The organism is Stenotrophomonas sp. YJH_SMC_25 (assembly GCF_059369595.1).
Window position 1 is genome coordinate 81,856 of the sequence record NZ_JCAFSV010000003.1, and the last position, 26,246, is coordinate 108,101.

Here is a 26,246-nt window from a genome sequence, read left to right on the forward strand (position 1 = left end):
ACGTGGCTGGACTGAATGAATCGTTGAACGCACTGATGGGCATCGACGGCGCGCAGGCAGTGGCGCTGGTCGACTATGAAAGCGGCATGCTGCTGGGCGAAGCCGGTGCCGGCATGGACATGGAAGTGGCCGCCGCCGGCAACACCGAAGTGATCCGTGCCAAGATGAAGACCGCCGCATCGCTGAACCTCAACGACAGCATCGAGGACATCCTGATCTCGCTGGGCAAGGCGTACCACATCATGCGCCCGGTGGCGAAGAAGAAGGGCCTGTTCTTCTACATCGTGCTGGACCGTACCAGGTCCAACCTGGCATTGGCACGGCGCAAGGTGCAGGACGTGGAAGCCGAACTGGCGATCTGAGCCAGTAGTGCCGGCTGCTGGCCGGCATCTGCATCGATCCCTCGACGGTCCAGGTGCTGCCGGCCAGCGGCCGGCACTACCTTCGCGCTCGACGGCATCGCACACGCCAGCGTATGGTGAAGCCGGTCCTCCCGGGTGAGCCATGCATGTCCAGGCCTGACATCGCTGCCGAGCTGGCACCGCGCATCGCGGTAGCCATCCGCGACGGTTTCGAGCAGTACCACGCCCGCTTTGCGGCGATCACCGCGCGGGCGCGGCAGCGCTTCGAGCAGCGCGACTGGGCCGGTGCGCGACAGGATGCGGTCGAGCGCATCGCCCTGTACGACCTGTGCATCGCCGAGCAGATGGATGCGCTGCGCCGCCTCGCCGGTGACGCGATCGGCGAGCGCGCGCTGTGGTTGCGGGTGCACGCCCGCTACAGCGCGCTGCTGCAGGGCCTGATCGACGCCGAGCTGTACAAGACCTTCTACAACACGTTGTCGCGGCGCCTGTTTGCCATCCGGGGCGTGGACCCGGCGCTGGAGTTCATCGCCTTCGATGTCGAACCCTCCGATGCCATCACCCACCCGGTGGCGCGGCATACCTACGCGGTTTCGCCGACGCGGCCGGTGGAGGCGCTGCAGCGGGTGCTGGCCGACTATCGCTTCGATATCCCCTATGCGCACCAGCTGCGCTGCGCCGCGGCCATCGCGGTGCGCCTGCAGGATGACCTGGCCCACTGGGGCGATACGCCGGTACGCAGCATCGAGCTGCTCGACACGGTGTTCTACCGCGAGCGCCGCGCTTACCTGGTTGGCCGCGTGTTCGGCGAGCACCGGTTCTCGCCGTGCGTGATTGCCCTGGTGAACGACGAGCGTGGCCTGCGCGCCGATGCGGTGCTGACCCGGCGCCGGGACGTGGCCCACCTGTTCGGCGTGTCGCGCAGTTACTTCCAGGCCAACCTGGCCACGGTAGGTGATGCGGTGGTGTTCCTGCGCAGTCTGCTGCCGGGCAAGCCCATCGATGAGATCTACACCGTGCTGGGCCGCGCCAAGCAGGGCAAGACCGAGCGCTACCGCACCTTCTTCCGTCATTTCAACGAGCACCCGCAGGAGCGGCTGGTGCATGCAGAGGGCACGCCGGGCATGGTCATGGCGGTGTTCACCCTGCCCAGTTACCCGCTGGTGTTCAAGCTGATCCGCGACCGTTTCGCGTGGCCCAAGGCGATGTCGCGGCAGCAGGTGGAAGAGAAGTACGCACTGGTGTTCAACCTCGATCGTGTCGGCCGTCTGCTCGACGCACAGCCCTATCGCCACCTGCGCTTTCCGCGCGACCGCTTCGCGCCGGCCCTGCTGGGTGAACTGCTGCAGCAGTGCGCGCAGAGCGTACGCATCGATGGCGACGAGGTCGAAGTCGCACTGTGCTATGTGCAGCGTCGTTTTCGTCCCTTGAATCTGTACCTGCGCGAGCAGGGCGCGGAGGCGGTGCGGGCGGCGGTGCTCGACTATGCGCAGGCGATCACCGACATGGCACGCAACAACATCTTCCCCGGTGACATGCTGCCGAAGAATTTCGGTGTGTCGCGGCACGGCCGGGCCGTGTTCTACGACTACGACGAACTGTGCCTGGTCAGCGACTGCGTGTTCCGCGCCTGGCCGCAGCCGCGTACGCCGGAGGAAGCGATGTCCGACGAGCCATGGTTCCATGTGGGTCCGCGCGACGTGTTTCCCGAGCGCTTCGGCCCGTTCATGGGCCTGCCCGCTGCAGAGCTGGCAGCGGTGCGCGAGCACTACCGGCACCTGTTCGACCCGGGCTGGTGGCAGGGCCTGCAGGAACGCTTCGCCCGAGGTGACTATCCGGACACGCCGCCCTATGCTGGCGCGCACCGGTTGGCGTGAGCCAGCTGTCATGGGTGTTGGGACTGAGGTACTCTCGCCCTTCATCACCAAGGATCCGGCAATGATGCGTTCCCCATTGTTCCTCGCTCTCGCGTTGGCCGTTGGTGCCGGCGCTCCGCTGTTCGCCGGCGATGCCAACGCGCAGACCACGCGCGCGGTTCGTGCCACCACCGAATTGAGCATGACACTGACCGGAAAGATCGAGGTCACGGCAGAAGGCGCAGTCAGCGCTCTGGTGCTCGATCAGAAGGCAAACATCAGCCCGGGTGTTGCCGCGTTTGTTGAACGCACCATTCGCCCTTGGCGTTTCGAGCCGACGCGGGTCGATGGCAAGGCCGTCGCCGCACAGGCACCGTTTCGGGTGCGTCTGCGTGGCAAGTCCACGGGCAAGGGCGACTACGAAGTCAGCATGACCAGCGTGGATTTCAGCGAGTACGATCCAAAGGCCACCGATTCGGTGACCGCAGAGCGCCTGGCGCCGCCGCGCTATCCGGACGAGGCAATGAGGATCGGTGGTCAGGGCGATGTGATCCTGATCATCAAGGTCGCCCGTGATGGCACGGTGGCCGACGTCATCGCCGAGCAGGTCAACATGACCGTGGCGGGGCCGGAGCGGACCATGGCCAAGCTGCGCGATGTGCTGGCCAAGGCCAGCATCAATACCGCCCGCAAGTGGACCTTCATTCCTCCAAGCAGCGGGAAGGACGTCACACGGGAATTCTGGTCGGTACGCGTGCCGGTCAACTATGCGCTCTCGGATGATCGCAATGCCGCTGCCGAGCGCTATGGCCGCTGGCGCGCCTTCATTCCAGGACCGAAGCAGCGCGCACCGTGGGTGACCGGTGACGCGGCGGAAAACGGCAGCGACCTGCTGCCCGAGGGCGGCATCTACATGGTCGACGGCGCCAAGCGCGGCCTGCGCCTGCTGACGCCGCTGGAGCAGGGCTGACGATCACTGCGGAGCCGGCCCGCCCGGCTCCGCGTCAATCGGCGTAGGGGTAGACCACCACCCGGTTGCGGCCCTGTTCCTTGGCCAGGTACAGCGCCTTGTCGGCCAGCCGCAGTGCCTGCTCGGCATCGACATGGAAACTGGGGAAGTGGGCCACGCCCAGCGAGACGGTGATGGTGCCGACCGGTTCAAACGGATGGTCGGCAATGTACTGGCGCAGACGCTCGCCAGCCTGTCGCGCTGACTCGGCGCTGATGCCCGGCAACAGCAGCAGGAACTCCTCGCCACCGGCGCGGCAGAGGATGTCGCTGTCGCGCGAGTAGCGGCGCATCTGGTTGGCGATGTGGACGATGGCAGCGTCGCCGACGTCATGGCCGTGGTTGTCATTGATCGATTTGAAGCGATCGATGTCCAGCGCCAGGATCGCGAACGGGATGCCCTGTACCTGCAGGGCATCCAGCGCCTGCTGCAGGCCGCGGCGGTTGAGAAGACTGGTCAGCGGATCGGTGCGGCTGGCGCGGTTGAGCGTGCCGATGCGGTCCTGCAGCGCATTGAAGCTGTGCAGTACCGCCTGCTTGAGCTGGGCGACCTCGAAGTACCACGCGCGGATGCCGCTGACGTGGCTGATCGCATTGCCAGTGTCTTCGCCGCCCTGCACGTTGCGTGCGAGCTGCCACAGCGGCATCGAGATGCGACGGGCGAACCACCAGGTGATCAGCAGCGACAGCAGGCCCAGCGGGATTGCGTTCCAGATTACCGCAGTCATCAACCGCGACAGCGGCTGCAGCGTGGCCTCGGTCGGGCGCTGGGCGATGATGCCCCAGCCGGTGGCCGCCACCGGCGCATAGCCGGCCAGCATCGACACGCCCAGGTTGTTGCGCACCTGCTGCGCGCCACGCTCGCCGCGCACCACGGCCTTTACTGCGGGGTTGCCGACCACGTAGTCGCCCACCCGCTTGCCATCGGCGTGGTACAGCAGGCGGCCATGGCGATCGACCACGTACAGGTAGGAACCATCACGGTAGTAGTGCTTGCCCAGCAGCGTGTGCAGTGCGCTGCGCTGGCGCAGGTACAGGGTGCCGCTGACGTAACCACGGTAGTGGCCCTGGCGATCGAAGATCGGGTGCGACAGCGAGACCAGCAGCTTGCCGGTGGCCGACTGGTACGGGTCGCTGATCATCGGCTGGCGCGCGGCCAGCGCGGCATTGTTGCCGACGCTGTGCAGTACTTCGCCCTGCAGCTGCAGGGTCTGCGGCGAGGTGGCGATCACCAGGCCGTCGGCATCCACCACCAGCGAAGAGTTGAAGCTGTTGGTCTGCAGCTGCAGGCGGCTGGCTTCGTCCTGGGCCTGTGCCGGGTCGAGGTTGCCCTGGCCGAGCCGCGTGGCGGCGTAGGCCAGTTCCTGCTGGGCAGCCAGCAGGAAGTTCTGGGTCGTTTCGGCCAGTTTGGTGGCGTAGACGCGGTTGGCCTCCAGGGTGTTGCCGACCAGCTGGTCGCGCTGCACCCGGTAGCTGGCCAGCAGGGTGTTGGCCAGCGCGATGATGGCGCTGAGCAGGGCCAGGGCGAGGATCAGCTTGCCCAGGTTGAGGCGGGGAGACAGCGTTCGCATGCGTCGACGGATCCGGCAGGAGGCTGGACCCGACCGGTTCTCCGGAAGGGGCGACAGCGGGAATCGGTGGCCAGGCCCTCGGGGCCGGGCAGGGCATCGGGCGGATTATCGCCAAAACCGGGCGGCGGTGAAGTGAAGTGGGTCGCCCTGCAGGTAAAAAAAAACCTGCCGCAGCGAGCGGCAGGTTCTTTTCGATGCAATGCCGTGGATCAGCGCTTCATCGAACCGAAGAACTCGTCGTTGGACTTGGTGTTCTTCATCTTGTCCAGCAGGAACTCCATCGCGGCCATTTCATCCATCGGATGTAGCAGCTTGCGCAGGATCCAGATCTTCTGCAGCAGTTCCGGTTCGATCAGCAGGTCTTCGCGGCGGGTGCCGGAACGGTTGATGTCGATGGCCGGGAACACGCGCTTTTCAGCGATGCGACGGCTCAGGTGCACTTCGCTGTTGCCGGTGCCCTTGAACTCTTCGTAGATCACCTCGTCCATCTTCGAGCCGGTGTCGACCAGCGCGGTGGCGATGATGGTCAGGCTGCCGCCTTCTTCCACGTTGCGCGCGGCACCGAAGAAGCGCTTCGGGCGGTGCAGGGCGTTGGCGTCCACGCCACCGGTCAGCACCTTGCCCGAGCTCGGCACCACGTTGTTGTAGGCGCGGGCCAGGCGGGTGATCGAGTCGAGCAGGATCACCACGTCCTTCTTGTGCTCGACCAGGCGCTTGGCGCGCTCGATGACCATTTCGGCCACCTGCACGTGGCGCGCGGCCGGTTCGTCGAAGGTCGAGCTGATGACCTCGCCGCGCACGGTGCGCTGCATTTCGGTCACTTCTTCCGGGCGCTCGTCGATCAGCAGCACGATCAGGTGCACGTCCGGGTGGTTGGTGGTGATGGCGGTGGCGACCTGCTGCATCATCATGGTCTTGCCGGCCTTCGGCTGCGACACGATGAGCGAGCGCTGGCCCTTGCCCTGCGGCGCCATCAGGTCGAGGATGCGGCCGGTGATGTCTTCCGACGAACCGTTGCCGCGCTCCAGGGTGAAGCGGCGGCGCGGGAACAGGGCGGTCAGGTTCTCGAACAGCACCTTGTTCTTCGACGCTTCGATCGGCTCGCCGTTGATGGTGTCGACGATGTTCAGCGCGAAGTAGCGCTCGCCGTCCTTCGGGAAGCGGATGCGGCCGGAGATGTGGTCGCCGGTGCGCAGGTTGAAGCGGCGGATCTGGCTGGGCGAGATATAGGTGTCGTCCGGGCCGGCCAGGTAGCTGGCTTCGGCCGCGCGCAGGAAGCCGAAGCCGTCCGGCAGGATTTCCAGCACGCCGTCGGCGGCGACGCCGTCACCATGGCGGGTCAGCACCTTCAGCAGGGCGAAGATCACATCCTGCTTGCGGGCGCGTGCCACGCCTTCGGAGATCTGCAGCTGCTCGGCGATTTCCAGCAGCTTCTGTGCCGGCATGCGCTTGAGGTCGCTCAGCGAATAGACCGGGAAGCCTTCCGGCACGTTGGCGTGCGGACGCGGCACGAAGGGCTGCTGCTCGCCGCCGTCGTTGGGCATGCCGTCGTCGCGGAAGCGGTTGTTGTTGCGGTCACGGTCGCGGCGGTTGCGGAAGCGGTCACGGCGGTTGCCCTGGCCTTGCCCCTGGCCCTGCTGGCCGTTCTGGTTGTACGGGTTCTGGCCCTGGTTCTGGCCACCGCCCTGGTGGTTCTGCTGCCGCGGCTGGCCGGATTCGCGACCCTCACCACCTTCGCCACCGCCACTGCTGGCAGGGGCCTCGGCGGCGGGCGCGCTCGGTGCGGGGGCCGGGGCCGGTGCCTCGGGCGCGGCGGCCAGCGGCAGGGTCGGCTGCGCCGGAGCGGCGCTGGTTTCGGCGGCTGCCGGGGCGGCGGCCTTGCTCACGCGGGGCTTGCGCACGCGCTTTTCGGCGGGCGCATCGGCGCTGCCGGTTTCGGAAGTGTTATCGGACAAGAGCGTTATTCCTCGCTTGAAGGTGCGAGCGCCCGGCTGGGGCGGCGAACGTTGGGAATGGGTCTGGAAGAAACTGCGTCCAGAGGGTGCGGCACGCGAACGCGGCCGGATGTGCCGACACTATCATCGGCCTGCGGCGCCGTGCAAGGGCTGCCGGGAACAGCATTCATCATGGACGCTGGGCGTCCGCCGGCAGCCGCGGGTGGCGGCTGCCGGAAAACAGCAGGATCAGGCCAGGGCCTTGTCCAGAAGGCCGGCCAGCTGGGCCTTGCCCACCGCACCGATCTGCTCGCCGACCTTCTCGCCGTCCTTGAACACGACCAGGTACGGGATCGAACGCACGTGGTACTTGGCGGCCAGCGCACGATTGTGGTCGACGTTGACCTTGGCGATCTTGGCGCGGCCCTGGTAGGCATCGGCCAGTTCGTCCAGCGCCGGGGCGATCATCTTGCACGGGCCACACCATTCGGCCCAGAAATCGACCAGCACCGGTTCCTTGGAATTCAGCACTGCGCTATCAAAGTCGGCGTCGCCGACATGTACAACCTTGTCGCTCATCTTGGTTTCTCGTCTTGGATTGCACCCGGCCATGCCGGAGGTGGGTGAACTGGGCCATGCCCGGTGGCGCGACCCTCGTCGTTGCCTCGCGGCGCACTGCCGCGGTGCGTTCGGCGGGATGCCTGGACGCTCACGGCCGGCAGTGTACCCCTATCGCAGGGCGGGGACAGGCGCCGGCTGGAACCCAGCGTATCGTGATCGCTTCGAAGCCCGGTATGTGTCGGATTTCACTGTCTTCCCGAAGATGGGGGTGGCAGCGGGCGACACCAGCGGGACCGGCGGGGTCGTTCAAGTCCCGTGTGGCTGGATGAAGGCGCGCCGTCTCTTCAGCTGGTGAGACAGGGCATTCCGGTTTGCCGGCCCGAGTGCGTTAAACTGGGCCATTGTGCGGCGCGCGGACCGGGTGGTCCCAGCCTGCCAACCCGCCGCAGGGGCCGCAGTTTGCGACGGTGCCCCTAGACGATGAAGTGCCAGCCGCCCCACGGGCCGGCGGCCATACCAAGACGGACTCATGAGCGACAAACCGCTGACCGATTTGACCTTTTCCTCCTTCGAGCTGCACCCGGCCCTGCAGGCCGGCCTTGAAGGAGCCGGATTCACCCGCTGCACCCCGATCCAGGCGCTGACCCTGCCGGTCGCGCTGCCCGGCGGTGATGTCGCCGGCCAGGCCCAGACCGGCACCGGCAAGACCCTGGCCTTCCTGGTCGCTGTCGTGAACCGCCTGCTGACGCGTCCGGCGCTGGCCGATCGCAAGCCGGAAGATCCGCGTGCGCTGATCCTCGCCCCGACCCGCGAGCTGGCCATCCAGATCCACAAAGATGCGGTGAAGTTCGGTTCCGACCTGGGCCTGCGCTTCGCCCTGGTCTACGGCGGCGTGGATTACGACAAGCAGCGCGAGCTGCTGCAGCAGGGCGTGGACGTGATCATCGCCACCCCGGGCCGCCTGATCGACTACGTCAAGCAGCACAAGGTGGTGTCGCTGCACGCCTGCGAGATCTGCGTGCTGGACGAAGCCGACCGCATGTTCGACCTGGGCTTCATCAAGGACATCCGCTTCCTGCTGCGCCGCATGCCGGAGCGCACCACCCGCCAGACCCTGCTGTTCAGTGCCACCCTCAGCCACCGCGTGCTGGAGCTGGCCTACGAGCACATGAACGAGCCGCAGAAGCTGGTGGTCGAAGCCGAGACCATCACCGCCGCGCGCGTGCGCCAGCGCATCTACTTCCCGGCCGACGACGAGAAGATCCCGCTGCTGCTGGGCCTGCTGTCGCGCAGCGAAGGCGCGCGCACCATGGTCTTCGTCAACACCAAGGTGTTCGTCGAGCGCGTGGCGCGTTCGCTGGAAAAGGCCGGCTACCGTGTCGGCGTGCTGTCCGGCGACGTGCCGCAGAAGAAGCGCGAGAGCCTGCTCAACCGCTTCCAGAAGGGCCAGCTGGAAATCCTGGTGGCCACCGACGTGGCTGCGCGCGGCCTGCACATCGACGGCATCAAGTACGTCTACAACTACGACCTGCCGTTCGACGCCGAAGACTACGTGCATCGCATCGGCCGCACCGCGCGCCTGGGTGAAGAGGGCGACGCGATCAGCTTCGCCTGCGAGCGCTACGCCATGGGCCTGCCGGACATCGAGGCCTATATCGAGCAGAAGATTCCGTCCGAGCCGGTCACCAAGGAACTGCTGACCCCGCTGCCGCGCCCGGAACGCCCGGCTCCGGCTGCAGGCGAGGAAGGCGAGGACAACGAAAGCGTCGGCCAGATCTTCCGCGAAGCGCGCGAAGCCCGCGCCGCCGAGGAAGAGCGTCGGGGCGGTGGCCGCAGTGGCGGCCGTTCCGGCGGTGGTGGTGGTGGCCGTGGTGGCCGTGACGGTGAGCGCAGCGGCGAACGCCGTTCGCGTGGCCCGCGCAAGCCACGCGCGGTAGGCGAGCAGGGCGCTGCCGCGCCGGCCGCCGGTGCCGAAGGCGCCGCTGCCCAGGCCCCGCGTCCGCCGCGTCCCCCGCGTGCCGAAGGCGCACCGGAAGGTGCGGTGGACGGCGAGCACAAGCCGCGCAAGCGCCGCCGCCGTCGCCACGGTCGTCCGGTCGAGGGTGCCGAGGGCGTGCAGAACGCCGCCGGCAATGGCGCCAGCCCGGTCACGCCGGTGCAGGTGGTGGCCAAGCCGGTGCGCACGGCTGCTGATACCGGCGATTCGTTCCTGACCCGCATCGGCCGCAAGATCCGCCGGATGCTGTCGGGCAGCTGATCGGCGCTGCCGATCAGCGGGTAGCACCCGACCGTTGGTCGGGTGGCTTCAAGGGCGTGCCGGCCAACGGTCGGCACCCACCCTGGCCAGCAGCTGTGTGGGTTGCCGGCCAGCGGCCGGCACTACCGATCGTGTGACCGTCTCCACGACGTCGCGCCGGTCCTGCATAATCGGGGCATGAGTGTCCTGCGCTTCGACAATGTCAGCAAACAGTACGCCGGTGGCCACGAGGCACTGACCGATGTCAGCTTCGAGGTCGCGCCGGGCGAGATGCTGTTCGTCACCGGCCATTCCGGTGCGGGCAAAAGCACCCTGCTCAAGTTGATCCATCTGGACGAGCGGCCCAGCCGTGGCGCGGTGGTGTTCGACGAGCGCAACCTGCTGAAGGTGCGTGGCGGCGATGTGCCCCGCCACCGTCGCGCGGTGGGTGCGGTCTACCAGGACCACCGCCTGCTGATGGACCGCTCGATCGCCGAGAACGTGGCGCTGCCGCTGATCCTGCGCGGCACCCGCCGTGGCGACATCAGCAAGCGCGTGCGCTCGGTGCTGGAACGGATGGGCCTGGGCCACCGCGAGAAGGCGCTGCCCTCGCAGCTGTCGGCCGGTGAGCAGCAGCGCGTCGGCATCGCCCGTGCCATCGTCGGCGAACCCAAGCTGCTGGTGGCCGATGAGCCGACCGGCAACCTCGACCCGACCCTGGCGGCGGAGATCATGGCCCTGTTCGCCGAGCTGCCCGCGCGCGGCACCAGCGTGCTGGTGGTCAGCCACGACCTGCCGCTGCTGCGCCGCATGCGCAAGCGCGTGCTGATCCTCGACCACGGCCGGCTGGTGGATGACATCTCGCCGCAGGATCTGGCGGAGTAACGCATGGCGAAGAACGAAAACAGCGAAGCCGCCGCCCCCTCGCGCGTGGGCGTCTGGTTCCAGCACCACGCGCACAGCGTGGTGTTCAGCCTCGGCCGTGCCTGCCGCAAGCCGTGGGCGACCCTGCTGACGGTGATGGTCATGGCGCTGGCGCTGGCCCTGCCGCTGGGCCTGTCGATCGCGCTGGACAACCTCAAGCAGTTCGCCGGCAGCGTGCAGCAGTCGCGCGACATCAATGTGTTCCTGAAGGGCAACGTCGATGGCCCCGGCGCGCTGCGCCTGGCCGGCCAGCTGCGCGACCGCGACGACGTGGCCGAAGTGAACGTGCGCACGCCCGAGCAGGGCCTGCAGGAACTGCGCGACGCCGGCCTCGGCGAGGCGATCGACACACTCAATGACAACCCGCTGCCCTCGCTGCTGGTGATCACCCCCGGCCAGGGCAAGGACGACGCGCGCCTGGCACGCGCGCTGGAGAGCCTGCCCGAGGCCGACCTGGTGCAGCACGATGCACTGTGGCGCCAGCGCCTGGATGCCTGGCTGGCGTTCGGCGCGCGGCTGGTGCAGGTGCTGTCGGTCCTGCTCGGCGTCGGTGCCGCGCTGGTGGTCGGCAACACCGTGCGCCTGGACATCCAGGCCCGCCGCGAAGAGATCGGCGTGCTGCAGCTGCTCGGCGCCAGTGATGGCTTCATCCGCCGCCCGTTCCTGTACCTGGGTGCGTGGTATGGCCTGGGCGCCGGCGCGGTTGCGCTGGCCCTGATCGGCGCCGCCGGTGCCGCGCTGCGCGTGCCGCTGGCCGAACTCTCGCGCAGCTACGGCAGCCCGTTCGTGCTGCACGGCCTGGACCTGCTGCACGGTGGCCTGGTCCTGCTCGGCACGCTGCTGCTGGGCTGGCTGGGTGCGTGGCTGGTCACCGGCCACTTCCTGCGCCAGACCCGACCAACCGACACCTGAGACCGGCATGCAACCGCAAGCGCTGAAGCACCTTGAAGGGCCCGCGACGCGGGTGATGGTGGTCGATGGCTCGAAGCTGGTCCGCAAGCTGATCGCCGACGTCCTGCAGCGCGACCTGCCAGGCGTGGAGGTGATCGGCTGCGACAGCATCGAGGATGCGCAGCAGGCGCTGGCGCAGGGCCCGGTGGACCTGGTGACCACCTCGCTGACCCTGCGTGATGGCGACGGCCTGGCACTGGCGCGGATGGTGCGCGAAGCCGCCGGCCAGGCCTACGTGCCGGTGATCGTGGTGTCCGGCGATGCCCAGCAGCACCTGGAGCAGCGCCGCTTCACCGAGTACGTCACCGACTATTTTGACAAATCGCTCGGCCATGAAGCACTGGCGACCTTCATCCGCGGCTATGTGCAGCCGCAGACCATTCCCGGCGCGACCATCCTCTACATCGAGGACAGCCGCGTGGTGGCCGAGGCCACCAAGCGCATGCTCGAACGCCAGCAGTTGAACGTGCTGCACGTGGTCAGCGCCGAAGAGGCGTTCACCCTGCTCACCGCCGAGTCGCTGGGCCGCAGCCGCCACCGCATCGACCTGGTGCTGACCGACGTCACCCTGAAGGGCGAACTGAGCGGCCGCGACGTGGTGCAGCGCGTGCGCGTGGACTTCGGCTACGGCAAGCGCCGCCTGCCGGTGCTGGTGATGACCGGCGACGGCAACCCGCACAACCAGACCGGGCTGCTGCAGTCCGGCGCCAACGACCTGGTACTCAAGCCGATCGAAGAACGGCTGCTGGTCACCAAGGTGCTGTTCCAGCTGCGCCTGGCCCGGTTGAACGATGGACCCCTGATTCGATGAAGTGGTGCAATGATTGATGAAGTAGCGGACACCCCGACGATCCAGCTGGAACCGAGCTGGAAGCAGCATGTCGGCGATTACCTCCTGCAGCCGCAGATGCGCGAGCTGTCCAGCTTTCTGCGCCAGCGCAAGGCCAGTGGCGCGGCGGTATTCCCGCCCGGCCCGCAGATCTTCGCCGCATTCGACGCCACGCCATTCGAGCAGGTGAAGGTGGTGATCCTCGGCCAGGACCCGTACCACGGCCGTGGCCAGGCGCATGGCCTGAGTTTCTCGGTGCCGCCGGGCGTGCCGGTGCCGCCGTCGCTGCTGAACATCTACAAGGAGATCGAGAGCGATCTCGGTATCCCGCGCCCGGACCACGGCTGCCTGATCCCATGGGCGCAGCGCGGCGTGCTGCTGCTCAATGCCGTGCTGACGGTGGAGGAGGGCAAGGCCGGCGCACACCAGGGCCGCGGCTGGGAAGGCTTCACCGATCACGTGGTGGACGTGCTCAACCGCGAACGCGAAGGCTTGGTGTTCATGCTCTGGGGTGCCTACGCGCAGCAGAAGGGCAAGGTCATTGATACCCGTCGCCATCGCGTTCTGAAGGCCCCGCATCCGTCGCCGCTGTCGGCCCATCGTGGCTTCCTCGGCTGCCGCCATTTCTCGATGGCCAACGAGTACCTGCAGCGTCGCGGCCAGGCCCCGATCGACTGGTCGCTGCCGCCGCGCTCGGTGCTCTGAGCGCCGGCTGGCGGCCGGGCCTGAACGCCGGACAACGTTCCCTGGCCTGAATGGGCCTCCAGAACGGCCCGTTCAGCTCCGCTTGACCGGAATCGGCCGGCTTCCGGCAGGTAATTGCTTGAATTCCAAGGGATTGTGAATCCCGAAAAGCGCGCTCGCCACTGTCATCAAATCGCGTTACGGTAGGGCTCTGTTTGGGACCAGTGTTGCATCAATAGGATGCTGGAACTTTTTCCTCCTTTAGCAGTCCAAATCCCGGACTGCTAAGATGGGTGCCTATGAGCCAGAACACCTCTACTGCCCTTGTGGCAAACAATCTCCCGATTCCCAGTGCGCTCGGTTCGCTGGACGCCTACATCGGTGCCGTGCACCAGATCCCGGTGCTGTCGGTCGATGACGAACAGGACCTGGCCCGTCGCTTCCGCGACGGCAACGATCTGGACGCCGCCCGCGAGCTGGTGCACTCGCACCTGCGCTTCGTGGTGCATGTGGCCCGCGGTTACAACGGCTACGGCCTTGCCCTGGGCGATCTGATCCAGGAAGGCAACATCGGCCTGATGAAGGCGGTCAAGCGCTTCGACCCGGACATGGGCGTGCGCCTGGTCTCCTTCGCCGTGCACTGGATCCGTGCAGAGATGCACGAGTTCATCCTGAAGAACTGGCGCATCGTGAAGGTGGCCACCACCAAGGCGCAGCGCAAGCTGTTCTTCAACCTGCGCAAGTCGAAGACGCGCCTGGGCTGGATGAACGCGGCGGAAGTGAGCGCGGTGGCCAAGGACCTGAACGTGTCCGAGCGCGAAGTCATGGAAATGGAGTCGCGCCTGTCCGGCCGCGATATCGGTTTCGATGCGCCGACCGACGAGGACAACGAACACGCACCGCCGTCGCCGGCTGCGTTCCTGGTTGCCGATGACGAAGATCCGTCGATGGCCTACGAGCGCGAGGACAGCGAAGACAACCAGATGCAGCTGCTGCGCGAAGGCCTGGCGGAACTGGATGCCCGCTCGCGCGACATCATCCGCCGTCGCTGGCTGGACGCCGACAGCAAGGTGACGCTGCAGGAACTGGCCGACGAGTACGGCGTGTCGGCCGAGCGCATCCGCCAGGTTGAGGCGAACGCGCTGAAGAAGATGAAGGCGCTGTTCACCGCGTAAGCGGGAAGGCGTTGGAATGAAGAAAGGCCCGGCGGTGATGCCGGGCCTTTTTGTTTTTGGAGCGCATCCACGCATGGCGTGGATCAATCCTGACGCCAGGGCGGTAACCGCGCCGACCGCAGCATGCGCTGGACGCTGATTTTCACGCCGTACCACTCGGTGGCACGGTATGATCATGTCACGTGTCTTCCGCACTCGAAGCTTCAACCGCAGTACACGACGTTCTTCACTGACCGATAGAGCCTTGTGCCGCGCGGTGGTGGAAATGCGTCAAGGACTGATTGATGCAGACATAGGGGGCGGCCTTCTCAAAAAGCGAGTTGCGCTGCCGGGCCGCGGAAAGCGCGGTAGCGCCCGCGTTATTGTCGCAACCAAGGTGGGGCGCTACTGGTTCTTTCTCTTCTGCTACGAGAAGAACGCGCGCGCGACCATCAGTAGTGCGGAACGGGATGCCCTTCAGCTGTATGCGTCTGAGTTCTTGAGAATGAGCCCTGCACAGTTGGACAGGGCAGTTATCTGCGGAGAACTGCAGGAGATTTGCCATGACAAAGACGGTTGAACATAGACGCGCAAAGAGTGCGATCCTCGATGCGGTGCATGAAGGCGCGGCGGGCCTTTACGCCAGCGGCTTCATCGACAAGCGGCGCATGAGCATGTACGAGGCGCTTTGTCTGGAGCCTGTGCCCGAATACAGCAGCGCCCAGATCCGTGCACTTCGCACGTCGTTGGAACTTAGCCAGCCGGTGTTCGCAGGTGTGCTCAACACCAGCGTTTCGACGGTCCGTAGCTGGGAACAGGGCGAGAAGAAGCCGAGCGGGCCGTCGCTGAAGCTTTTGAACCTGATTGATCGGAAGGGTCTCGAAGCAGTCCTGTAAAGCAAAGGCCCGGCAATGCCGGGCCTTTGCTTTACCGTGGTATTCAATCCGCGCCATGCATGGAAGCGGGGGTGTGCCTCACCCCTCGCGTGCGATCGCGCGCCAGCCGATGTCGTTGCGGTGGAACTCGTTGGCCCAGGTCACCTTGGCCACGCCGGCATAGGCATTGGCCTGCGCGTCGCGCACGCTGTCGCCCATTGCGGCCACGCACAGCACGCGACCGCCGGCACTGACCACGTGGCCCTGCGCGTCCAATGCAGTCCCCGCATGGAACACCTTGGCACTGGCCGGCACGTCGTCCAGGCCGGAAATCACGTCACCGGTGATCGGCGCTTCCGGGTACGGCCTGGCCGCCAGCACCACGCCCAGCGACGGGCGCACGTCCCACTGCGCTTCGACCTGGTCCAGGCGGCCATCGATGGCCGCTTCCACCAGCTCGACCAGGTCCGACTGCAGGCGCAGCATCACCGGCTGCGTTTCCGGGTCGCCAAAGCGCACGTTGAATTCGATCACCTTCGGCGCGCCGCTGGCGTCGATCATCAGGCCCGCGTAGAGGAAGCCGGTGAACGGGATGCCGTCGGCGATCATGCCCTGCACGGTGGGGTTCACCACCTCGCGCATCACCCGCGCATGCACCTCCGGCGTCACCACCGGGGCCGGCGAATAGGCGCCCATGCCGCCGGTGTTCGGGCCGGTGTCGCCGTCGCCGACGCGCTTGTGGTCCTGCGAGGTGGCCATCGGCAGCGCGTGTACGCCGTCCACCATGGAAATGAAGCTGGCTTCCTCGCCATCGAGGAACTCTTCGATCACCACGCGGGCGCCGGCATCGCCGAACGCGTTGCCCGAGAGCATGTCACGCACCGCGTCTTCGGCTTCGGCCAACGTCATCGCCACGATCACGCCCTTGCCGGCGGCCAGGCCATCGGCCTTGACCACGATCGGTGCGCCCTTCTCGCGGATGTACGCCAGCGCGGCGTCCACGTCGGTGTGCACTGCGTAGAACGCGGTGGGGATGTTGTGGCGGGCCAGGAAGTCCTTGGCGTAGGCCTTGCTGCCTTCCAGCTGCGCGGCGGCTGCGGTCGGTCCGAAGATGCGCAGGCCGGCGGCGCGGAAGCGGTCGACCACGCCGGCCACCAGCGGCACTTCCGGGCCGACCACGGTCAGTGCCACGCCTTCAGCCTGGGCCAGCGCCAGCAGACCGTCGATATCGGTGACTTTCATCGCGACGTTGCGGCACTTGTCTTCGCTGGCGGTGCCGGCGTTGCCGGGTGCCACGATCACTTCGGTGACACGGGAGGACTGGGCCAGCTTCCATGCCAGGGCGTGTTCGCGGCCGCCAGAGCCGATGACGAGGATCTTCATGGGACAGGGTTCTCGGGTACGGAAGAGAAAAGCCGGGCAGGGCCCGGCTTCGTGATGCGGATCAGTGGCGGAAGTGGCGCACGCCGGTGAACACCATCGCCAGGCCATGTTCGTCGGCGGCGGCGATCACTTCGGCATCGCGCATCGAACCGCCCGGCTGGATGACCGCCTTGATGCCGGCGGCAGCAGCGGCGTCGATGCCATCGCGGAACGGGAAGAACGCATCGGAAGCCATCACCGAACCCTCGACCACCAGGTTCGCATCGGCCGCCTTGATGCCGGCGATGCGGGCCGAGTACACGCGGCTCATCTGGCCGGCGCCCACGCCAATCGTGCGGTTGTCCTTGGCGTACACAATCGCGTTGGACTTCACGAACTTGGCCACCTTCCAGGCGAACAGCAGGTCGGTGAACTGCTTGTCGGTCGGCGCCAGCTTGCTGACCACCTTCAGCTCGTCGCGGGTCATGCCGCGGTTGTCCGAGGACTGCAGCAGCAGGCCCGAGCCCACGCGCTTGCTGTCGAAGTTGTTCAGGCCATCACCATGCGGGATGCGCAGCACGCGCACGTTGGCCTTCTTCTGCGCGTATTCCAGCGCGGCCGGCTCGTAGTCTGGGGCAATCAGCACTTCCACGAACTGGCGGTCCAGGATCACCTTGGCAGTGGCGGCGTCCAGCGGCTTGTTGAAGGCGATGATGCCGCCGAAGGCGCTGGTCGGGTCGGTGGCGTAGGCCAGCTCGTAGGCATCGCCGTTGCCGGCACCGACGGCCACGCCACACGGGTTGGCGTGCTTGACGATGACGCAGGCCGGTGCATCGAACTGGCGCACGCATTCCCACGCCGCGTCGGCATCGGCCAGGTTGTTGTAGCTCAGTTCCTTGCCCTGCAGCTGCTGGAAGGTGGCCAGCGTGCCCGGCACCGGGTACAGGTCGCGGTAGAACGCGCCGCTCTGGTGCGGGTTCTCGCCGTAGCGCAGGTCCATCACCTTCACGAAGGTGGAGTTCATCTGCGCCGGGTACTCGGCACGTGCCGGTACGGCGGCGTCGGTGGCGGTGACCGCCGACAGGTAGTTGCTGATCGCCGCGTCGTATTGGGCGACGCGGTTGAACGCGGCCACCGAGAACGCGAAGCGGGTGGCGGCCGTCAGCTGGCCGTTGTTGGCCGCCAGCGAGGCCAGCAGTTCGGCGTACTGCGACGGGTCGGTGGCCACTGCCACGCGGGCGAAGTTCTTGGCCGCCGAACGCAGCATGGCCGGGCCGCCGATGTCGATGTTCTCGACCGCGTCGGCCAGCGTGCAGTCGGCCTTGGCGGTGACCGATTCGAACGGGTACAGGTTCAGCACCAGCAGGTCGATGGCACCGATGCCGTGCTCAGCCATCACCGCATCATCCAGGCCCGAACGGCCCAGCAGGCCGCCGTGCACCATCGGGTGCAGGGTCTTGACCCGGCCGTCCATCATTTCGGGGAAGCCGGTGACGTCGGCCACGTCCTTCACGGCCAGGCCCGCATCGCGGATCGCCTTGGCGGTGCCGCCGGTGGACAGCAGCTCCACGCCGCGTGCCGCCAGCGCAGTGGCCAGCTCGACCAGACCGGTCTTGTCGGAAACGGAGAGGAGGGCCCGGCGGACGGGCAACAGATCAGCAGTCATGGGACAAAATCGGCAGCGGAGCGGGGCCGATATTGTAGGCGGTGGGGGCCGGTGGCGGGCGCTGGAAGGGGTAATTTGCCGTGGCGATCGACGCAAGGCCGGGTCGGGCACACCGATCCGGCCCGATCCGTGGGCTGGCCTGCGGACCAGAGCAGGGTTGTCGGAATCTGCCAACGATGGGGTAGGCTGTGCCCGCACTGCCAAGGATCAGCGGGTACGGATCATGTCGATCTATGCACTGAAAGGACGTTTCCAGGACCTGTTGCGTCCGGCCGTACGCGGCCTGTACCGCAGGGGAATCACCGCCAATACGGTGACCGTGGCCGCCGCCGTGGTCTCGCTGCTGGTGGCCGCCGCCGTGTGGTGCTGCGCGCCGGCGCAGCCCCTGCTGTACCTGCTGCTGCCACTGTGGATGCTGCTGCGCATGGCGCTCAACGCCGTGGACGGCATGCTGGCCCGCGAGTTCGGCCAGCAGTCGCGGCTGGGCGCCTATCTGAACGAGCTGTGCGATGTGGTTGCCGATGCGGCGCTGTACCTGAGCGTGCTCAGCGTGCCGGGCGTGCGCCCCGAGACGCTGTGGCTGCTGGCCTGGACCGCGGCCCTGAGCGAGTACGCCGGGGTGCTGGGGCTGATGGTCGGTGCCAGCCGCCGCTACGACGGCCCGATGGGCAAGAGCGACCGCGCATTCGTGATTGGTGCGCTTGGCCTGCTGCTGGCGTTTGAGTGGGTTGGCGCGATGACGGTCACTGGCGTGGCCGCGGTCATGGCGGTGCTGTGCGTGCTGACGATGGTCAACCGCGTCCGTCGGGGACTGCGGGAAGCAGCGGTTTCGCCGAATTAACCAAGCAGATACAAGAAGACAATCAGGAGATTGCATGCGTCAGGCGCAGGAACGGGAATTCCACAGCTTCGACCAGGTACCGCTGTTCTACCGGTACTGGGCGGGCACCACCGCAACGCCGGCCACCAAGGCCATCGTGCTGCTGCACCGCGGCCATGAGCACTCCGGCCGGGTCACCCACCTGGTCGATGAGCTGGACCTGCCCGACACCGCCTTCTTCGCCTGGGACGCGCGCGGCAATGGCCGTTCGCCGGGCGCACGGGGCGATGCACCGGGCTTCCCGGCGCTGGTGCGTGATCTGGACAGTTTCATCGCCCACATCGGCGCCGAGCACGGCATTGCGGTGGAAGACATCGTGGTGATCGCGCAGAGCGTAGGGGCGGTGGTCGCCGCCACCTGGGTGCACGACTACGCCCCACGCCTGCGCGCGCTGGTGATGGCTTCGCCGGCGTTCAAGGTGAAGCTGTACGTGCCGTTCGCACGCCCGGGCCTGGCGCTGATGCAGAAGCTGCGCGGCAATTTCTTCGTCAACAGCTACGTCAAGCCGCAGTGGCTGACCCATGACCCGGCGCGGGTGGAAAGCTATCGCACCGACCCGCTGATCACCCGGCCGATTTCGGTGCGCGTGCTGCTGGGCCTGTACGAGGCGGCCGACCGCATCGTGGCCGATGCGCAGGCGATCAGCGTACCGGTGCAGCTGCTGGTGTCCGGCTCGGATTTCGTCGTGCACCGTGGCCCGCAGGACCGCTTCTACGAGCGCCTGTCCAGCCCGATCAAGGAGCGTGTGCATCTGCCGGGCTTCTTCCACGACACGCTGGGCGAGCGCGATCGTGCACCAGCACTGGCGCGCATCCGCAGCTTCATCCAGGCGCGTTTTGCCGAGCCGCTGCGCGAGCTGTCACGGCGCGACGCGCACCGTCACGGGCCAACCTTCGAAGAATCCGAGATCCTGGCCTGGCCACCGGAGCGCAACAGCCTGGCCGACCTGCGCTGGCGCGTGGTGCGTGGCGGCCTGCGCTTCGGCGGCACGCTGTCCGAAGGCATCGCGCTGGGCCTGCGGACCGGTTTCGATTCCGGTAGCACGCTGGACTACATCTACCGGAATGAGGCGCGCGGCAAGGGCCCATTGGGGCGGATGGTCGACCGCAACTACCTGGATGCAATCGGCTGGCGTGGCATCCGCGTGCGCGGCCAGCACCTGCAGGAACTGCTGCGCGACGCTGCCCAGCGCCTGCGCGGGCAGGGCACGCCGGTGCGTGTGCTGGACGTGGCCGCCGGCCATGGCCGGTATGTGCTGGAAGCGCTGGGCCAGGGCGAACAGCGCGCCGACCGTATCGTGCTGCGTGATTTCAGCGATCTGAACGTGACCCAGGGCCAAGCGTTGATCGAGCGCCTCGGTGCGGCCGACATCGCCCGCTTCGAGCAGGGCGATGCGTTCGATCCGGCGCAACTGGCCAAGGTCGATCCAGCACCGACACTGGCGGTGGTCTCGGGCCTGTACGAGCTGTTCCCCGACAACGACGCCGTGCTGCGCTCGCTGCAGGGTATCGCCGCAACGGTGCCGGTGGGCGGCTACCTGGCTTACACCGGCCAACCCTGGCACCCGCAGCTGGAATTCATCGCCCGCGCGCTGACCAGCCATCGCGGTGGCGCGGCGTGGGTGATGCGCCGCCGTACCCAGCAGGAGATGGATGAGCTGGTGCGCCTGGCCGGTTTCGAGAAGGTGGCGCAGCGCATCGACGACTTCGGCATCTTCACCGTGTCGCTGGCGCGCCGGACCGCGTGATGGCGACGCTCGCCGCAACCCCGCTGGCCGCGGAAGGGCGCCCCTGGCGGCGCGCCCTGCTGTGGCTGGCCCTGCTGGGTCCGTTCTTCTTCGCAAGCTACGGCTTCGCCAACTGGATGGCCGGCCGCCACGCCACCCTGCCGGTGATGGCGTTCGCGTGGGAGACACGCATCCCGTTCGTGCCGTGGACGATCGTGCCGTACTGGTCGATCGACCTGTTCTACGCGATCTCGTTCTTCCTGTGCCGGCAACGGCTGGAGCTGGACCGGCACGCGCTGCGGCTGTTCAGTGCGCAGGTCATCGCGGTGGCCTGCTTCCTGCTGTGGCCGCTGCGTTTCAGCTTCGAGCGTCCGGAGATCGGCGGTGTGTTCGGCTGGCTGTTCGATGTGCTGCTGAGCTTCGACAAGCCGTTCAACCAGGCGCCGTCGCTGCACATCGTGTTGTTGATCGTGCTGTGGGTGAAGTTCGCGCAGTACCTGCATGGCGCGTGGCGCGGGCTACTGCATGTGTGGGCACTGCTGATCGGCGTCTCGGTGCTGACCACGTTCCAGCACCATTTCATCGATATCCCGACCGGCCTGCTGGCCGGTTGGCTGTGCGTCTGGCTGTGGCCGGAGCAGGGCACGCCACCATTGCGGGCCTGGCACACCGCGCGTGATGCGAGGCGTTGGCGATTGGCAGCGTTGTACCTGCTGGGGGCCGCCGTATTGCTGGTGCCGGTGGTGCTTCTGCGTGGCGCCGCATTGTGGCTGCTGTGGCCGGTGGCGTCGTTGCTGCTGGTGGCGCTGGCCTATGCCGGGCTGGGTACAGCGGTGTTCCAGAAGCGCGCCGATGGCCGCCTGACGATGGCCGCGCGATGGCTGCTGGCACCGTACCTGGGCGCTGCCTGGATCAACTCGCGGCTGTGGACGCGGCGTGCGCCGCAGCCGGTGCCGGTGCTGGACGGCGTGTGGCTGGGCCGCATTCCCAACGGCGCGTTGCCGCCGCCACTGGGGGGCGTGGTGGATGCCTGCGCCGAGCTGTCCTGTCGCGCGCAGGGCGCCGCGTATGCCAGCGTGCCGATGCTGGACCTGGTGGTCCCTGCACCGGAACAGCTGCGCGAAGCGGCCGAGGCCATCGAGCGCCTGCATGCGCACGGCCCGTTGCTGGTGTGCTGCGCGCTGGGCTATTCGCGCAGCGCCGCCAGCGTGGCCACCTGGCTGCTGCGCAGTGGTCGTGCGGCCGATGCGGACGCGGCGGTGGCGATCGTGCGTGCTGCGCGCCCTGGCATCGTGCTGGGTACGGCCCATCTGCGTGCCATCACCGACGCGGCAGGAGTGCGCGCATGAGCACGGTTCCCGATCTGGCGACCATGCAGCTGCTGCTGCGGCAGGGGCGTTGGCCGGCATGCCTGTCGCTGGGGCTGCTGCTGGTGGCATTGCTGCTGCTCGGCACCGAGCCGGGCCTGGCGATGATCGCTGCAGGGTTGCTGCTGGCCAGCATGTCTGCAGGGGTGGCCCAGACGTACCACGCGTGGCGGGTTGCGCTGGACGCCAGCCTGCTGCAGCTGCTGCGCGATGAGCGTATGGACGGCGATGCCGCCGCGCGCCGCACTGATCAGCTGCTGCAGGACAGCGGCCTGCGCCGCCCGTCGCCCGATGCGCCCCTGCGGGGCTGGGACGCGCGCTGGGCCGGCATGCGTCGCCTGCTGCTGCGCCAGTACCTGCTGACAGCGGTGCAGTTCGCACTGCTGGTGCTGGCCGTGTTGTGGCCGCAGACGTGAACGGGAGGGACCAATGTTCGCCGAACTGATTGCCCGCGCCTGCAGTGGTGCGATCCATGTAGTAACCGGTGCCCGCGCGCTGTGGATCGGTTGCGCGCCGTCCAGCGAGCGCCGTGTGTACTACGGCAACCACGCCAGCCATGGCGACTTCGTGCTGATCTGGTCGTCGATGCCGCCTGCGTTGCGGCGCCAGGTGCGGCCAGTTGCCGCGGCCGAATACTGGCAGCGCGACGGCCTGCGTCGCTACCTGATCGATGCGGTGTTCAACGGCGTGCTGGTCGAGCGCGAGGCCGGCCATCGCCAGCAGGATCCGCTGCAGGCCCTGCGTGACGCGGTGGACGAAGACTGCTCGCTGATCCTGTTTCCGGAAGGTACCCGCAACGTGGGCGATGAGCCGCTGCTGCCGTTCAAGAGCGGCATCTATCACCTGGCACGGCAACGGCCGGAGCTGGAATTCGTGCCGGTGTGGATCGACAACCTGAAGCGGGTGATGCCCAAGGGCCGGTTCCTGCCGCTGCCGCTGCTGTGCACGGCCACCTTCGGTACGCCGCTGCGGCTGCAGGCCGACGAGGACAAGGCGGCCTTCCTGGCCCGCAGCCGGCAGGCGCTGCTGGACCTGGCGCCGAACGGGGGGCGCGCATGAGTTTCCTGATCGATGTGTCCGGCGACCTGGCAGCGCAGAGCGTGGGCCAGCAGACCGGCCTGCTGTTCGCTGGCGTCGGTGCGGTGCTGGTACTGGCCACGTTGGTGGCCGAAACGCTGCGATGGCGCCAGCGCGGCCGGCCCAGCGCGGTCATCGCCAACCTGGTGTCGCGCATCCGCGCGTGGTGGGTAATGGCGATCGTGGTCGGGCTGGCGCTGTTCTTCGGCCGCGCCGGGGTGATCGTGCTGTTCGCGATCATCTCGCTGTTCGCACTGCGCGAGTTCATCACCCTGGCGCCGACCCGCTCAGGCGATTACTACGCGCTGCTGGCCGCGTTCTACATCGTGCTGCCGTGGCAGTACTACCTGGTGTGGATCGACTGGTACGGCATGTACACGCTGCTGATTCCGGTCTACGCGTTCCTGTTCCTGCCGATCCTGTCGACCATCGGCGGCGACACCACGCACTACCTGGAGCGGACCGCTAAGGTGCAGTGGGGGCTGATGATCTGCGTGTTCTGCATTTCGCATGTGCCGCTGCTGCTGAACCTGCACGTGCCGGGCCATGACCCCTCGCGCAACGTGCTGCTGTTTGCTTTCCTGGTGATCGTGGTGCAGTCCTCGGACGTGCTGCAGTACATCTGGGGCAAGTTGTTGGGCAAGCACCTGATCGCGCCGAAGCTGTCGCCGTCGAAGACGGTGGAGGGCTTCGTCGGCGGCGTGCTGAGTGCCAGCGCACTGGGCGCGGCGCTGTGGTGGATCACCCCGTTCACGCCGCTGCAGGCGTTCGGCCTGTCGCTGCTGATCAACCTGATGGGGTTCTGGGGCGGCCTGGTGATGTCGGCGATCAAGCGTGACCGGGGCATCAAGGACTGGGGCCACATGATCGAGGGCCATGGCGGCATGCTCGACCGGCTGGATTCGGTGTGCTTCGCCGCGCCGGTGTTCTTCCACGTGGTGCGGTATTACTGGAAGGCGGGCGGCGGCGGTTGATTCTGCCGGGCTTCCATCCACGCATGGGGCGGATCTACCGGTAGTGCCGGCCGCTGGCCGGCAACTGCAACATCCTGCCACCGTTCGTGGGGTTGCCGGCCAGCGGCCGGCACTACCCGTGCGCGTTTACGCGCTGATGCCGTATTCCTTCAGCTTCTTGCGCAGGGTGGCACGGTGGATGCCCAGCATCGCGGCGGCGCGGCTCTGGTTGCCTTCGCAGTGGTTGAGCACTTCCACGAACAGCGGGATCTCCATCTCGCGCAGCACGATCTCGTAGACATCGTCCGCGTCGCAGCCATCGAGGTCACGCAGGTAACGGCGCACGGATTGGGCGACATGTTCACGCAGCGGTGGCCGGGGAGCGCCACGACTGTTGTCAGGACGAGAGAGGACAGCGTTCAAGGGGGTTCCCGATTCGGTGGGCCCGTGCGCGCGGTGCGCGCGGCCGGACGAGGTGGTGGCGGCCAGTCTAGCGCGAGCGTGCCCGGCCTGCCACGGCCGGTCGCCTTTTCACGTTCAGAGGAAGTCGAAGGTGAATGCGACGGTGGATGCGGCGGGCTCCTGCACACGGAAGGCGACGCGCGCGCTCTGGCCCGGTTCCAGCAGGGCGGCGCCGGGGTTCTCGCCAAGGTACTGCGCAGGCGTGAACACACCGCTGCCGATCACCCGGCCATCAGCATCGGACAGTGACAGGCGCAGGTCCGGCCAGGCCTGTGCCCAGCGTGCGTCGTTGCGGATGCTGGCCTGCACCTGCAGCACGCCGGCCTGCCCGGGCAGCGGCCGGATCTCGCGGCTGGTCATGGTGAAGGCGGTGGGTTCATGCCAGGCCGGCAGGCTGCAGCGCAGGAGGCCGCAGAGCGTGCCCAGCCAAGCACGGTTGCCAGCGTCGGCGGCCAGCCGCGCACGGTCGGCCAGCACGCTCTGCAGCACCAGCAGCAGCGCCAGCCCTGCAACCAGCAGCCAGTGCCAGCGCGGTGCCGGCAGGCCGCGGGGGCGCGCACTGCCAAGGAAACTCGGCGCGTCAACGGCGGCCGTCGTCGCCGGCACTGCAACCGGTGCCGACGCGATGGCCGCAATGTCATCAACGATGACAGGCGCATCGTCGTGTTGCATCTCCGCCGCCACATGCGCCGCTTCGGCGGGCCCGGCTGGCACCTGCATGGCAGGCGACGCGTGTTCTTCCGGGGCCTGCGTGCGCGCATCGGTCGCAGGCACGGGCGAACCTTCCGGGGCGGTGCGCAGGAAGGTTGCCAGAGGGCGTCGCGGTGGGTTCGGCTCGGACATGCTCAGGGTGCGGGCTCGGATCCAGCAGTCATTCAACCACGATCAGGCGCGGCGCACGCCGGTGATGCGCATCCAGTCGCCATCCTGGGTCGCCTGCAGGTCGTCGAACCATTCGGCATAGCGCTGCAGCAGTTCACCTTCCTGGCCGTGCAGGATGCCGGACAGGGCAATACGGCCGCCGGCAGCCACGCGCGCGGCCAGCAGCTCGGCCAACGCGTCCAGTGCCGAGGCGAGGATGTTGGCGACCACGATCGGGTAGGTGGCGACCGGTTCGTCCGGCGGCAGGTACACGTGCATGCGCGCCTGCTCGCCGTTGCGCTCGGCATTGTCGGCGGTGGCGACCAGGGCCTGCGGATCGTTGTCCACGCCGATGGCCTCAGCGGCGCCCAGCTTCAGCGCGGCAAGCGCAAGGATGCCGGAGCCGCAGCCGAAGTCGAGCACGCGCTGGCCCTGCAGCAGGCCATCCACGGCCAGCTGGTCCAGCCAGCGCAGGCAGAGCGCGGTGGTCGGGTGGGTGCCCGAGCCGAACGCCAGGCCCGGGTCCAGCCGCACCACGGCGGCGTCGGCAGCCTGTGCGGCCTCCGGCAGTTCATGGTTCCACGGCACGATCCAGGTGCGGCTGCCGAAAGCCATCGGCTGGAACTGGTCCAGCCAGGCGCGTTCCCAGTCCTCGTCCTCGACCGCGCGGAAACTGCCGCTGCTCCAGTCCAGTTCCGGGTCGAACGCCTCCAGCGCGGCCAGCAGCAGCAATGCGTTGCTGTCGGCGGGAAACAGCGCGCTCAGCACCAGGGTGTCCCATAGCGGGGTCTCGCCCACGCCCGGCTCGAGAATGGCCTGTTCGTTGCTGGTATCGGCCTCGGCATCAAGCAGCGTGACGGCCAGTGCGCCGACATCCTCCAGCGCATTCTCATAGCGGGGCTGGGTAGCTTCGGTGCAACGCAGGGTCAGTTCCAGGAACGGCATGG

The 26,246-nt window shown here is 67.5% G+C and carries 25 protein-coding genes; 17 read left to right on the top strand and 8 right to left on the bottom strand.

The features are described from left to right. The first annotated feature begins 2 nt into the window (after positions 1-2). The 3 genes from AC5P7E_RS05120 to AC5P7E_RS05130 all read left to right on the top strand — a co-directional run bounded on the left by AC5P7E_RS05120 (position 3) and on the right by AC5P7E_RS05130 (position 3,188). Positions 3-362: a hypothetical protein gene (locus tag AC5P7E_RS05120; protein ID WP_005411280.1), complete on the top strand. Its 360-nt coding sequence runs from the start codon at positions 3-5 to the stop codon at positions 360-362. Between the two features lie 146 nt (positions 363-508). Then, positions 509-2,239 (top strand): bifunctional isocitrate dehydrogenase kinase/phosphatase, encoded by a 1,731-nt coding sequence (gene aceK, locus AC5P7E_RS05125; protein WP_012481420.1) that lies wholly within the window; start codon positions 509-511, stop codon positions 2,237-2,239. A gap of 61 nt (positions 2,240-2,300) precedes the next feature. Then, positions 2,301-3,188 carry an energy transducer TonB gene (locus AC5P7E_RS05130; protein ID WP_114618290.1) on the top strand — a complete coding sequence of 296 codons (888 nt, stop codon included), beginning with the start codon at positions 2,301-2,303 and terminating at the stop codon, positions 3,186-3,188. A 34-nt stretch (positions 3,189-3,222) separates the two neighbouring features. On the opposite strand, the gene AC5P7E_RS05135 is transcribed toward AC5P7E_RS05130, so the two are convergent. The 3 genes from AC5P7E_RS05135 to trxA all read right to left on the bottom strand — a co-directional run bounded on the left by AC5P7E_RS05135 (position 3,223) and on the right by trxA (position 7,310). Beyond that, the gene (locus AC5P7E_RS05135) at positions 3,223-4,797 is read right to left on the bottom strand and encodes a sensor domain-containing diguanylate cyclase (protein ID WP_049459119.1); all 1,575 of its coding nucleotides are present in this window, start codon (positions 4,795-4,797) and stop codon (positions 3,223-3,225) included. A 209-nt stretch (positions 4,798-5,006) separates the two neighbouring features. After that, complete coding sequence (rho, locus tag AC5P7E_RS05140) at positions 5,007-6,752, bottom strand: transcription termination factor Rho (RefSeq protein ID WP_005414668.1); 1,746 nt, start codon at positions 6,750-6,752, stop codon at positions 5,007-5,009. A 228-nt stretch (positions 6,753-6,980) separates the two neighbouring features. After that, positions 6,981-7,310 (bottom strand): thioredoxin, encoded by a 330-nt coding sequence (gene trxA / locus AC5P7E_RS05145; RefSeq protein ID WP_005411275.1) that lies wholly within the window; start codon positions 7,308-7,310, stop codon positions 6,981-6,983. A gap of 511 nt (positions 7,311-7,821) precedes the next feature. Between trxA and rhlB the strand changes: the two genes are divergently transcribed. From rhlB to AC5P7E_RS05185, 8 genes are all read left to right on the top strand, one after another. Continuing rightward, on the top strand, positions 7,822-9,549 hold the full coding sequence (rhlB, locus tag AC5P7E_RS05150) for an ATP-dependent RNA helicase RhlB (protein ID WP_065183232.1): 1,728 nt from the start codon (positions 7,822-7,824) through the stop codon (positions 9,547-9,549). Positions 9,550-9,726: 177 nt separating this feature from the next. Next, positions 9,727-10,413: a cell division ATP-binding protein FtsE gene (gene ftsE / locus AC5P7E_RS05155; RefSeq protein WP_005411273.1), complete on the top strand. Its 687-nt coding sequence runs from the start codon at positions 9,727-9,729 to the stop codon at positions 10,411-10,413. Between the two features lie 3 nt (positions 10,414-10,416). Then, the gene (gene ftsX / locus AC5P7E_RS05160) at positions 10,417-11,364 is read left to right on the top strand and encodes a permease-like cell division protein FtsX (protein ID WP_005411272.1); all 948 of its coding nucleotides are present in this window, start codon (positions 10,417-10,419) and stop codon (positions 11,362-11,364) included. Between the two features lie 7 nt (positions 11,365-11,371). Next, complete coding sequence (locus AC5P7E_RS05165) at positions 11,372-12,214, top strand: response regulator (RefSeq protein ID WP_005414663.1); 843 nt, start codon at positions 11,372-11,374, stop codon at positions 12,212-12,214. 9 nt (positions 12,215-12,223) lie between these two features. Continuing rightward, complete coding sequence (ung, locus tag AC5P7E_RS05170; RefSeq protein WP_005411270.1) at positions 12,224-12,937, top strand: uracil-DNA glycosylase; 714 nt, start codon at positions 12,224-12,226, stop codon at positions 12,935-12,937. Between the two features lie 278 nt (positions 12,938-13,215). Further along, complete coding sequence (gene rpoH, locus AC5P7E_RS05175) at positions 13,216-14,091, top strand: RNA polymerase sigma factor RpoH (protein WP_005411269.1); 876 nt, start codon at positions 13,216-13,218, stop codon at positions 14,089-14,091. A gap of 175 nt (positions 14,092-14,266) precedes the next feature. Next, complete coding sequence (locus AC5P7E_RS05180) at positions 14,267-14,650, top strand: type II toxin-antitoxin system RelE/ParE family toxin (RefSeq protein ID WP_033834072.1); 384 nt, start codon at positions 14,267-14,269, stop codon at positions 14,648-14,650. Further along, complete coding sequence (locus AC5P7E_RS05185; RefSeq protein WP_005414661.1) at positions 14,634-14,966, top strand: helix-turn-helix domain-containing protein; 333 nt, start codon at positions 14,634-14,636, stop codon at positions 14,964-14,966. Before AC5P7E_RS05180 ends, AC5P7E_RS05185 begins: the two co-directional genes overlap by 17 nt. Positions 14,967-15,044: 78 nt before the next feature. Here the strand turns inward: AC5P7E_RS05185 and purD are convergent, their stop codons facing one another. Together purD and purH are read right to left on the bottom strand one after the other, a co-directional pair. Continuing rightward, on the bottom strand, positions 15,045-16,328 hold the full coding sequence (purD, locus tag AC5P7E_RS05190) for a phosphoribosylamine--glycine ligase (RefSeq protein WP_049418045.1): 1,284 nt from the start codon (positions 16,326-16,328) through the stop codon (positions 15,045-15,047). A 61-nt stretch (positions 16,329-16,389) separates the two neighbouring features. After that, a complete protein-coding gene (gene purH, locus AC5P7E_RS05195; RefSeq protein ID WP_049459116.1) occupies positions 16,390-17,973 on the bottom strand; it encodes a bifunctional phosphoribosylaminoimidazolecarboxamide formyltransferase/IMP cyclohydrolase in 1,584 nt (527 codons plus the stop codon). A gap of 223 nt (positions 17,974-18,196) precedes the next feature. Here purH and AC5P7E_RS05200 point away from each other — a divergent pair, with 223 nt between their 5' ends. Genes AC5P7E_RS05200 through AC5P7E_RS05225 form a run of 6 tightly spaced genes read left to right on the top strand, consistent with a single transcriptional unit; the run spans position 18,197 to position 23,997 of the window. Beyond that, positions 18,197-18,814 (top strand): CDP-alcohol phosphatidyltransferase family protein, encoded by a 618-nt coding sequence (locus AC5P7E_RS05200; protein WP_114618289.1) that lies wholly within the window; start codon positions 18,197-18,199, stop codon positions 18,812-18,814. A 34-nt stretch (positions 18,815-18,848) separates the two neighbouring features. Further along, on the top strand, positions 18,849-20,600 hold the full coding sequence (locus AC5P7E_RS05205; RefSeq protein WP_114618288.1) for a bifunctional alpha/beta hydrolase/class I SAM-dependent methyltransferase: 1,752 nt from the start codon (positions 18,849-18,851) through the stop codon (positions 20,598-20,600). Further along, the gene (locus tag AC5P7E_RS05210) at positions 20,600-21,928 is read left to right on the top strand and encodes a phosphatase PAP2/dual specificity phosphatase family protein (RefSeq protein WP_114618287.1); all 1,329 of its coding nucleotides are present in this window, start codon (positions 20,600-20,602) and stop codon (positions 21,926-21,928) included. The genes AC5P7E_RS05205 and AC5P7E_RS05210 overlap by 1 nt, the downstream gene beginning before the upstream one ends. Further along, a complete protein-coding gene (locus AC5P7E_RS05215; protein ID WP_114618286.1) occupies positions 21,925-22,362 on the top strand; it encodes a hypothetical protein in 438 nt (145 codons plus the stop codon). The genes AC5P7E_RS05210 and AC5P7E_RS05215 overlap by 4 nt, the downstream gene beginning before the upstream one ends. Before the next feature lie 13 nt (positions 22,363-22,375). Further along, positions 22,376-23,005, top strand: coding sequence for a lysophospholipid acyltransferase family protein (locus tag AC5P7E_RS05220; protein ID WP_005411260.1), 630 nt, complete (start codon positions 22,376-22,378; stop codon positions 23,003-23,005). Further along, on the top strand, positions 23,002-23,997 hold the full coding sequence (locus tag AC5P7E_RS05225; protein ID WP_005414654.1) for a phosphatidate cytidylyltransferase: 996 nt from the start codon (positions 23,002-23,004) through the stop codon (positions 23,995-23,997). Before AC5P7E_RS05220 ends, AC5P7E_RS05225 begins: the two co-directional genes overlap by 4 nt. Before the next feature lie 126 nt (positions 23,998-24,123). On the opposite strand, the gene fis is transcribed toward AC5P7E_RS05225, so the two are convergent. The 3 genes from fis to prmA form a co-directional block, all read right to left on the bottom strand. Next, entirely contained in the window at positions 24,124-24,399 is a 276-nt protein-coding gene (gene fis / locus AC5P7E_RS05230; RefSeq protein ID WP_005419706.1) for a DNA-binding transcriptional regulator Fis, read from the bottom strand. A 114-nt stretch (positions 24,400-24,513) separates the two neighbouring features. Next, a complete protein-coding gene (locus AC5P7E_RS05235) occupies positions 24,514-25,281 on the bottom strand; it encodes a DUF3426 domain-containing protein (RefSeq protein WP_114618285.1) in 768 nt (255 codons plus the stop codon). 42 nt (positions 25,282-25,323) lie between these two features. Further along, complete coding sequence (gene prmA, locus AC5P7E_RS05240) at positions 25,324-26,244, bottom strand: 50S ribosomal protein L11 methyltransferase (protein ID WP_012481409.1); 921 nt, start codon at positions 26,242-26,244, stop codon at positions 25,324-25,326. Positions 26,245-26,246 lie beyond the last annotated feature (2 nt).